Genomic DNA, 10530 nt, shown 5'->3' on the forward strand with positions numbered 1-10530 from the left:
CTAAAAATTATTTTTGTTCTGGAAGGATGAGGTTTTGTAACCAAGCCATGAATTTATCAAGTAATAAACCCACAACACCGATATAAACCAGAGCCAAAATAACTTCACTGACGTTATTATTTTGATAAGCGTCCCAAATAAAGAAGCCAATACCAACGATACCGGACATCACAATTTCTGCCGCAATAATCGCTAACCAAGCTAAACCAATCGCGATTCTTAAACCTGTAAAGATGTAAGGTAAAGCCGCAGGAATTAAGATGTTAATAAAGTATTCTTTTTGGGAAAGTTGGAGAACTTTAGCAACGTTATTGTAATCACTGGGAATTTCTTTTACACCCACTGCTGTGTTAATCAAAATTGGCCAAATTGAAGTGATGAAAATTACGAATAATGCGGCTGGTTCGTTTTGTCTTAAAGCTGCCAAAGAAATAGGAACCCAAGCTAAAGGCGGTACTGTTCTTAATAGTTGGAACAGGGGATCTAAAGCCTTAGACATTGTTTTGTTAATACCAATTAACACCCCTAGAGCAATACCCACAATAGCAGCTAAAGTGTAACTGATAGCTACCCGTTGCAAACTAGCTAAAATTTGCCAGAATAGCCCTTTATCAATGCCACCTTTGTCATAAAAAGGGTAAATTATTAAAATCCAAGTATCTTGAATAACTTGAATAGGTCCGGGTAAAGTTGCACCGGGAGTCCAGGCGAATAATTGCCAAGCTGCGAGAAATACAGCAAGGGCGATCGCTGGTGGTATCAGTTCAGGAAATTGCTTTTGTAAATTGGATATAAAATTGTTATCCAGCTTGGAACTTGCAGGGCGTTTTTGGGCTATTGTCATGGGATGTTCTCTCCTAAAATTGGCTGATGATTAATGATAAATAACTAAGCACTAACTTTCTTAATTGTCAAACTCTTGATGTATGCCTCTGGATCTTCAGGATCGAATTTTACACCATCAAAGAATGTTTCGACACCGCGAGAGGTAGTAGCAGGAATATCCGCAGTAAAACCAGCTTCTTTTGCTGCTTCTTTCCAAATATCTTCCCGGTTAACTTTATCAATTAAAGCTTTAGCTTTTGCCCCTTTATTAGCAATGTAATCTTTTGGTAAAAAGCCCCATCTCACGCTTTCAGTGATAAACCATAAATCATGACTCTTGTAGGGATAAGAAACACTACCTTTACCATCTTTCCAGTACAAAGCAGCCATTGTTTTATCATTAATCTTACGGCCATCTCCCATGTCATAAGTACCCATGAATGGTTCCATCAAAATCTCAACAGGTAAGTTGAAATAATTTCTGCCAGCTAATATTTCCGCCGCTTCTTTGCGGTTATCAAAATTATCTAACCATTGTTGTGCTTCCATGATGCCTTTTAATAAGGCTTTTGTGGCTTTAGGATGTTGATCAACCCAGTCTGCACGCATGGCAAAATATTCTTCGGGGTGATCTTTCCAAATTTCTGCTGTCAATGCAGCCATGTAACCAATTTTGTCTTTCACAATTCTATAAGGCCAAGGATCTCCGGTACTGAAAGCATCCATTGTTCCTGTTTTCATGTTAGCAACGGTTTGCGCTGCGGGAACTGTTAATAATTTAATATCTGTATCTGGGTTAATACCACCAGCAGCTAACCAATAACGAATCCAAAAATCTTGGTTAACTCCAGGAAATGTTTGCGCTGCGGTAAATGGTGTGGGGGATGATTTTAATTGAGCAAATAAAGATTTAGCTCCTGCAAGTTGCAAAGTTACACCTTTACCTGCGTGTTTGTTAGCAATGGCAATACCATTACCATGTGTGATTAATTGACATAAAACATACATGGGAATAGGTTTATTACCTTTAGTAATTTTACCTTCGGTAATTAAATGTGGCATGGGCATTTGCCATTGTCCACCATCAATCCCACCACCAGCAGAACCAATTTCTATATTATCTCTAGCTGAACCCCAAGAAGCTTGTTTAGAAACTTCTACATCTGTCATGCCATATTTGGCAAAGAAACCTTTTTCTTTAGCAATAATTAATGGTGCAGATTCAACGATGGGAATATAACCAAGTTTAACTTTTGTAGTTTCTGGTTGTTGTTCCGCACTAATATTAGCTACTGGTTGAGCAGTATTAGTTGTATTCGTACCGCCTGTGTTACCTGCTTCAGGAGGATTGCCTAGACAGCCTTTCAGGAATACTGCACCTGCGGAAGCTCCGGCAGTAACGATAAATTTACGACGAGAAATTTGATTCAAAAAGTCAGACATAAAATACATCTCCTGGTTTTGCAAATCTATTTTTTAGCCATGAAAATTACCACAAGAAAAATTTATTTCTTGCACTTGCATACAATATATTCAGTCGTGATAAGTTCTCATTTTCCGTCGGACAATGCCTAACTTAGCTATGAAAACAAAGGCGGATTACTGTGATTTGTTGGATGAGTTACAAAAAATTTCTCAACCATTGAAAATTAGTTTACAGGTTTTTTTAAGGAATGCAACTACTTGGAGAGCTAAATCTTAAATGAATATTAGATTAGACATATAAGTAAAAATTTATAAATAGAGATAAATTTTGCTAAAAGTTTCTAATATATATCTTGAGACTGATGATTATGATTAGGTTTAGGCTATGCAATCCGTAGGTATTGGTTTAGTTTATTACCCTCAAAGGGCATGATATAAATAATTTTGATATTCTCTATAAGATTAAATCTGCAATCATAGATGAATCTTATTTGGTGACTGGTGACTGGGGAAACAGGAAATATTTATCTTTCTCCTGACTCCTGACTCCTGACTGTTGATAACTAATAACTGATATAAATGAACACTAATGAAAATTATTGCTTATAGCTATAGTGATCCACTATTGGAAACTACTCCCGATGAAGCTAGTTGGGGTTGGGAAGTAGATCACATTTATCAAGACTGGGGAGCGCGATCGCAACTACAACAATTAATAAGTGACTGTGAAACCGAACCTGCAAATTATCTGTTGATTCGCCGTTTAGAAGAATTGGGAGATACATTAGCACAAGTGAGCGATCGCCTCAACCAATTAGAAGCTATGGGCGTAATAGTCATTGCTACTGAACAACAATATAAATCCGCAGATGCTAAATTCCGTATTGATCTTTTCAACTTACTCCAAGAAATTCAACGTCAACAACGTAGTCGCCGCATCCGTCAAGGACACGCTAAAAATCGCATCGAAGCCTTACCACCTCCAGGTAAAGTTCCCTATGGCTACCGTAGAACCAAAGACAAATATATTATTGATCGCAGTACATCACCTATAGTCAAAGATTTTTTTGACAACTTTCTACTTTATGCTTCTCTACGCGGTGCTGTTCGTTATCTAGCCAAAAAATACGCTAAAAAAATCTCTGTCACTACCGGCAGACGTTGGTTAACAAACCCCGTTTATCGTGGTGATACAGCTTATCAAAATGGAGAAATTATTTCTGACACTCACATAGGTATCATTTCCAGGGAAGAAGCAGCGCAAGTTGACAGACTTTTACGCCGCAATAGTCGTTTACCATCTCGTACCGCTAGTGCGCCCCATTCTTTAGCGGGGTTAGTTGTTTGTAGTCAATGTCAGTCTAGAATGATAGTCACTCGTGTTACCCAGCGTTTTCAAGAACATGAGTATTTATATTTACGCAATACAAATTGTCCCCAAAATCCTAAATGTCGTGCTATTCCTTATCAAGATGTTTTGGAAAAGACAATTGAAATTGTTTGTCAAGATTTACCTTTAGCAGTTGCAGGAATGAATTTTCCCCAATTAGATACTATTAAAAATAGTTTAAATCATAAAATTGCACATCAACAACAAATCCTTGAACAGTTACCCACCTTGATAGAAACTGGAGTTTTAGATCCAGAAACAGCTAAAATCAGAGCTTATAAACTTCGCACAGAAATTTCTCAAATGCAAGCCAAATTAGCTATTCTCCCCCCTGTGAATTTGCGTGCTGTTGCTGAAGCTGTTTCTATTCCCCAATTTTGGTTAGATTTATCAGAAGTAGAAAGACGATTTTATTTAAGAGAATTTATCCGGCAAATAGAGATCATTCGTCAAGGTGAAAACTGGCATTTACAGGTAAATTTCATTTTTTAATAAGTTTTAATAAGTTTTAATAAGTAGGGGTTGCTGATAGCGGAGCGTGGTGTAAGCCTTCAATAATGGACAATTACAGCTATTTTCAGGTAAATAAACCACATTTTGATTTAGGTTTCGCGTCAAAAATGTAGGGGCGTTCGCGAAGCGTGCTGGAAGCATCAGCATTCGGACAATTAATTATCGGTTTTTACCGAAGACTATCATCCGAATGCTTCGCCCTGACTGTGGTCTAAAGACATGAAAACTGCTGTAACAATTAAAAATTGACAATGAAACAATTATCAATTATCAATTGTCAATTGTCAATTATCAATTGTCAATTATCAATTATCAATTGCTAAACTGGATCAAACCTGATACTTCTCAGACATCCTCTGACTCCTTGATCTCCTACCTAAAGAATTTGTGATAAAAACTTCTTTGTTCTCTCTTCCTTGGGTTCAGTAAAAAACACATCAGGAGTTGCTTCCTCAACCAAAAAACCACCATCCAAAAACACCACCCTATCAGCAACTTCCCGCGCAAAACCAACTTCATGAGTTACAACCACCATCGTCATTCCCTCACTAGCAAGGTTTCGCATCACATCTAAAACCTCTCTTACCATTTCTGGATCTAACGCAGAAGTCGGTTCATCAAACAACATAATTTTTGGTTGCATAGCTAACGCACGCGCAATAGCTACCCGTTGTTGTTGTCCCCCCGATAACTGTCCTGGATATTTATTTGCTTGGGCTAAAATTCCCACCCTTTCTAACAGTTGCATTGCTAATTCTTCCGCTTTTTGTTTCGGTAATTTACGTACCCAAATCGGTGCTAAAGTGATATTTTGTAAAACTGTTAAATGGGGAAATAAATTAAACTGTTGAAACACCATCCCCGCTTCTCTGCGGACAGCTTCAATATTTTTTAAATCACTACTTAAAGTAATTCCATCAATAGTTATTTTTCCCTGTTGATATTCTTCCAAAGCATTAAATGTTCTGATAAAAGTTGATTTTCCTGAACCGGAAGGACCCATTAAAACAACAACTTCACCCCGGTTGACTGTTAAACTCACTCCTTTAAGAACGTGAAATTTACCATACCACTTATGAACATCCTCAGCGATAATAATTGGTGCTTTTATTGTTTCTTGTGCTTTCATATATTTCAACCTCAATTGAATAATTGTCTATAGCTGTATACAAGTTAATTAAAACATTTAGTAAAACGATAACTTATACAATTAAAAGCTTTTAATACTGTCACCTGTCACCTGTCACCTGTCACCTGTCACCTGTCACCTTGCTTTTCTAACCTGCGAGAAGCTAAAGACATTGAATAACAAAATACCCAATAAATTGCCCCAATAAATATATAAACTTCTGCATATCTCCCTAAAAATCGCGGTTGTGCTAAAATAGAACGAGCAATTCCTGTTAATTCCACCAAACCCACCAAAGATAACAATGAAGTATCTTTAAATAAACCTATAAACTGTCCCACAATTGCCGGAACTACAGCGCGTAAAGCTTGGGGCAATATAATTAATATTAACACTAAAACTGAATTTAATCCTAGTGCCTTTCCTGCTTCAAATTGTCCTCTAGGAATTGATTGTAAACCACCACGTACATTTTCAGCCATATAAGCAGCACTAAATAAAACCAGTCCCGCAATTCCTCTAATTAAGCGATCTAAACGTAAATCATTTGGTAAAAATAAAGGTAACATAACTTGGGCAATAAACAAAATTCCTATTAATGGTAGTCCCCTAACGATTTCAATATAAAGAATAGAAAACCAGCGAATTATCAATAAATTACTGGTTCTTCCTAATGCTAATAATACTCCAATGGGAAAGGAAAGAACAATACTCACAATTGCCATTAATAATGTTAACATCAACCCATTCCACAGATTGGTGGAAACAGATTTTAAACCAAAACCTCCTCCAATTAACCAGATATTAATTGCAAAAGATAATAACCATGCTGGTGCAAGCCAAGGTGTGATAAATTGAGAAAATCGGTTTTTGATGACATTTTGTTTTTTGGTAAATAAACTCCAGGTTATCACACTTAAAGTTGTGATGATTCCTAAAACTATCCACAAACGCCAATATAAGGTTTTAGGAAATCTCCCCACTAAAAATAAATGTAAATTGGCTTGAATAACTTGCCATTGTGCTTGAGTAAATACCCAAACTACTATTCCTTTAATTATCCAAAAGAGAAAGATTAAACACAGAATAGTTAATACTGTATTATACCAGTTATTAAAGAGATTTTTCCTTAACCAAGTTAATTTATTCATGGGTTATTGTTTATTTATTGTTGTTCTCGTTCTCATACTTTTTTTCTCGTTCCCATACAGAGTATGGGAATGAAATATAGAAGACTCTGGCTTCTATTAAACCATAGTCAGAGACTATGTGATAGCATTCCCAGTCAGAGACTGGGAACGAGATAATTGTCAATTATCAATTGTCAATTGTCAATTATCAATTGATAACTATCTTTCTTTGATCTGAAATTTATGATTGATTAAATTCATCATCAAGGAAATAATTAAACTAAGAGTGAGATAGGTAAGCATAATTAATATCATCACTTCTACAGCTTTTCCCGTTTGGTTAAATGTGGTAGAAGCAACAAAATAAATATCTGGATAACCAATAGCGATCGCCAAACTAGAATTTTTAGTTAAATTCAAATATTGACTGGTAAGTGGGGGAATAATTACCCGTAAAGCTTGGGGAAAAATAATCAACCGCATTAACAAAGTTGATTTTAAACCCAAAGATAAACCCGCTTCCCATTGTCCTTTAGCTACTGATTTTATCCCACCTCTGACAATTTCGGCAATAAACGCACCTGTGTAAAAAGTTAACCCTAATAACAATGTCGAAAATTCTGGAGTTAAGTTAAAACTCAGAACTTCTAAACCATTTTGACTAAGATTAATGAAACCGAAAACAGAAATTTTATTTTCTAAATTTGGTAAACTCAGAAAAACTGCAAAGTACCAAAATAACAACTGTAATAATAAGGGTGTGTTTCTAAAAATCTCCACATAAACTAAACTGATATTTCTCACTAACCAATTATCAGATAAACGCGCAATTCCCGCAGTTATTCCCACAATTGTTGTGAGGATAATTCCCAAAATTGCTACACGCAAAGAATTAATTAACCCAACCCATAAAGCACGCAGATAGGTATCAGTGGGATTATAGTTAATAGGAGTTTCGCCAATATCAAAAGACGCTTGTTGCTGGAGAAAATCAAAACCAAAGTTAATTCTTAATTGCTGTAAGTTGCGGTTGACATTTATCCATAAAATAGTAACTATAGCTATTGCTAAAATGACAGCTATAACTTGTGTTGCAATTTGCAAAAAACGATAATCACGCCATATCGGTGGTTTGGAATTAGTCATTATTCATTAGTTATAGTATTTACCAAGCTAGTGAGGTACAGAGTTTTTTATCTTAGGGAACAGGGAACAGGGAACAGGAAGTAACATATTATTCTTCCCAGTCACCAGTCCCCAGTCACCAGTCACAAGTCACCAGTCCCCAGTCACCAGTCACCAGTCACCAGTCCCCAGTCACCAGTCCCCAGTCACCAGTCACCAGTCACCGAAATGGAGGAGAATAGAGTAAACCGCCTTTTGTGTAAAGTTGATTGTTACCACGGGGGAGATTGAGTTTTGTGTTTGTACCCAGGTTGCGATCATAAATTTCGCCATAGTTACCAACGTGCTTAACTATTCTGGCTGCAAAATCATTAGTTAAACCAATTCCTTCACCTAAATTTCCTTCTGTTCCTAAAAAACGCTTAATTTCTGGATCATTGCTATTAGCAAATTGTCCTATATTTTGGGAATTAATTCCTAATTCTTCGGCTTTTATTAAACTATAAACTACCCATTTAACTACATTATTCCATTGGGGATCACCTTGGGCAACTGCTGGCGCTAAAGGTTCAGAAGATAGCGAATCATCGAGAATGATATGATCATCAGGTTTGGGTAAAGTTGTGCGTCGAGAAACCAACGCCGAACGATCCGCAGTTACTCCATCACAACGCCCTTCTGCATAAGTGGCAAAAGTAATATTAATATCTTCAAAAACAACGGGTTTATAACTAATGCTTTGTTTTCGCATTTGATCTGCTAAATTTTGTTCAGTAGTTGTACCAGTTTGGGCGCAAATTGCTTTATCTTTTAAATCTGCTAAAGACTTGATACCGCTATTTTTGCGAACCATAATAGCTTGACCATCGTAAAAAACCACAGGGGCAAAATTTAAACCCACTGAAGTATCACGGCTGAACGTCCAGCTAGTATTGCGGCTTAATAAATCTACTTCACCAGTTTGCAAAGCTGTAAATCTTTCTTTAGCATTTAAGTTACGATATTCTACAGCATCAGGATTGTCAAACAAAGCCGCAGCTACAGCGCGACAAATATCCACATCAATCCCATTATATTGACCCTCAGTTCCCACAAAACTAAAACCCGGTAACTCACCACTAACACCACAAATTAGCTGTCCACTGGTTTTAACTTTACCAGCAATATTGCGAGTTACTTGTTGTACAGTGTTAGTGGCTGTATTTTCCGTTGTACCTGAATCACCCTCACAACCAGCAATAGTAAAAATGAAAGGAGCGATCGCCAGCAAAAAAGTTAATTTACGTGCAAGCATAACTTAAAATAAATAAATGTGTTTACAGCAGATTGCATATCAATAGGGTACAAAATCTCAATTGAACCTACTAACTCCTAGACAGAAACAGAGTTTTACCCCTGACTTCTTGATCTCCTGACTCCTTGATCTCCTGCTGTAATAAGAATGTATCTACCAAAGAATAGAATACACCTTGAGGACAACTCACTACACAAGTAAATTCAATGCCCATAGCAGGTTAAACTAGGTGTGGTGACAGTCGCTCCACCGTTCCTTATGAGGCTTTTATGGGAGCTAATCTGAAACAAATAGCCAATTACTTAGATAACCTTGGCTGGGAATACCGCTTTGATGAAGCAGAAGACAGAATTATCACAGGTGTAGAAGCTGATCATCTAGACGATTTTCTCATAGTCGTGCAGTTGGATGAAGACGGAAAATTTTTCCGAGTTTTTGCCCCTCAAGTTCTAGCAGGAGTCAAAGAACATCCTTATAAAGCTTCTATTCTCCAGACAATGCTGGCCATTTCTTGGGAAACCAAAATGCTGCAATGGGAATATGATCCCTCCGATGGCGAAATCCGTGCCATTATAGAATTTCCCCTAGAAGACTCCATACTCACCGAAAGACAATTTCACCGTTGCCTAAGCGGGTTAATTCAAGTTGTTGATAGCATCGCCTTACCGCGACTCAAACAAGTGATGGCCACAGGTGAAGATCCAGGTAATATAGAACTAGGGGAAAGACTGTTACTCAGTATTCAGGAAGAAGCCCCAGGACTACTGGATCTATTAGAAAAAGCAATGGAAGCTCGGAAAAAGCGGGGAAGTTTTCCCAATGAGTGAAGCGGATCATTGCTGAAATAGCTATCACAGGCTTCGCCTTGAAGGTGAGAGTGTCAAACTCCGAAGTGATAACCTAACTAATATACAGAAATTTTTTAGGGCTGGATTTTTATGACATCCTATACAACCTCCTCAGCTAAAGCGGAAATGAGTGAACTTCGGCGGTTAAAAAGCTTGCTACCACCAGAATTACAAAGCTGGGTGACAGTGGAAGGAACAACCGAAGTAAGTCCACCCCTGATCCGTTGCGAAGAAATTGGCAAAGACCAAGTAGAAATTCAAATCGACTTGGTAAAATGGGATGCTTTAGCGATGGATCAGCGTAATCTCCTATTTTGGCATGAAGTTGCTCGTATCCAAAATGACACCATTCCTAAAGATGGTTGGGAAATGGCCGCACTGGCTATTGGTTTAGGTGGTGCTGTAGGTGAATTATGGGTACAGGATGGCTTACTGCTAGTGTTAGCGTTGGCGCTTTGTGGTGTTTCCGGTTGGCGACTCTATCAAAAAAATAATGGGGAAAAGCAAATAAAAGAATTAATTGATGCTGACGAAAAAGCGATCGCCCTGGCCACCCGTTTTGGTTATAGTCTCCCCAACGCCTACAAGAGTTTAGGTAGTGCCTTAAAAACCTTAATTGACACCACCCCCGGTAAGCGTCAGCGTTCCCGCTATGAAGCCAGACTTTCCGCCCTCAAACGCAGCGCCAACAAAGCAAAAGCCAAATCTAGACCTATGGACGACGCAGGACTGTAGGAAGCAGGGAGCAGGGAGCAGGGAGCAGGGAGCAGGGGGCAGGGAGCAGGGGGAAGTTAATAACCCAATGCCCAGTCACCAGTCACCAGTCCCCAGTCCCCAGCGATGCACTGAGC

At 38.0% G+C, this 10530-nt stretch carries 9 protein-coding genes; 3 read left to right on the forward strand and 6 right to left on the reverse strand.

Annotated elements, in window-relative coordinates; all coding sequences use genetic code 11:
- Positions 1 to 7: 7 nt before the first annotated feature.
- Both ntrB and H5968_RS18155 read right to left on the reverse strand, forming a co-directional pair.
- On the reverse strand, positions 8 to 844 hold the full coding sequence (gene ntrB, locus H5968_RS18150) for a nitrate ABC transporter permease (protein WP_187041077.1): 837 nt from the start codon (positions 842 to 844) through the stop codon (positions 8 to 10).
- A 44-nt stretch (positions 845 to 888) separates the two neighbouring features.
- Positions 889 to 2268, reverse strand: coding sequence for a CmpA/NrtA family ABC transporter substrate-binding protein (locus H5968_RS18155; RefSeq protein WP_187041078.1), 1380 nt, complete (start codon positions 2266 to 2268; stop codon positions 889 to 891).
- 571 nt (positions 2269 to 2839) lie between these two features.
- On the opposite strand from H5968_RS18155, the gene H5968_RS18160 reads away from it, so the two are divergent.
- Positions 2840 to 4132 (forward strand): recombinase family protein, encoded by a 1293-nt coding sequence (locus tag H5968_RS18160; RefSeq protein WP_187041079.1) that lies wholly within the window; start codon positions 2840 to 2842, stop codon positions 4130 to 4132.
- 397 nt (positions 4133 to 4529) lie between these two features.
- Here H5968_RS18160 and H5968_RS18165 read toward each other — a convergent pair whose 3' ends face one another.
- The 4 genes from H5968_RS18165 to H5968_RS18180 form a co-directional block, all read right to left on the reverse strand.
- Positions 4530 to 5282 (reverse strand): amino acid ABC transporter ATP-binding protein, encoded by a 753-nt coding sequence (locus H5968_RS18165; RefSeq protein ID WP_222620724.1) that lies wholly within the window; start codon positions 5280 to 5282, stop codon positions 4530 to 4532.
- 128 nt (positions 5283 to 5410) lie between these two features.
- Positions 5411 to 6433 (reverse strand): amino acid ABC transporter permease, encoded by a 1023-nt coding sequence (locus H5968_RS18170; RefSeq protein WP_187041080.1) that lies wholly within the window; start codon positions 6431 to 6433, stop codon positions 5411 to 5413.
- A gap of 198 nt (positions 6434 to 6631) precedes the next feature.
- Positions 6632 to 7558, reverse strand: a complete 927-nt coding sequence (locus H5968_RS18175; RefSeq protein WP_187041081.1) for an amino acid ABC transporter permease — start codon at positions 7556 to 7558, stop codon at positions 6632 to 6634.
- Positions 7559 to 7757: 199 nt separating this feature from the next.
- A complete protein-coding gene (locus H5968_RS18180; RefSeq protein ID WP_187041082.1) occupies positions 7758 to 8831 on the reverse strand; it encodes an amino acid ABC transporter substrate-binding protein in 1074 nt (357 codons plus the stop codon).
- Between the two features lie 269 nt (positions 8832 to 9100).
- On the opposite strand from H5968_RS18180, the gene H5968_RS18185 reads away from it, so the two are divergent.
- Together H5968_RS18185 and H5968_RS18190 are read left to right on the forward strand one after the other, a co-directional pair.
- Positions 9101 to 9658, forward strand: coding sequence for a hypothetical protein (locus tag H5968_RS18185; protein ID WP_096569485.1), 558 nt, complete (start codon positions 9101 to 9103; stop codon positions 9656 to 9658).
- 111 nt (positions 9659 to 9769) lie between these two features.
- Complete coding sequence (locus tag H5968_RS18190) at positions 9770 to 10414, forward strand: DUF3318 domain-containing protein (RefSeq protein WP_096569482.1); 645 nt, start codon at positions 9770 to 9772, stop codon at positions 10412 to 10414.
- The last annotated feature ends 116 nt before the right edge of the window (positions 10415 to 10530 follow it).

The sequence above is a fragment of the Sphaerospermopsis sp. LEGE 00249 genome (genome assembly GCF_014299995.1).
GTDB lineage: Bacteria > Cyanobacteriota > Cyanobacteriia > Cyanobacteriales > Nostocaceae > Sphaerospermopsis > Sphaerospermopsis kisseleviana.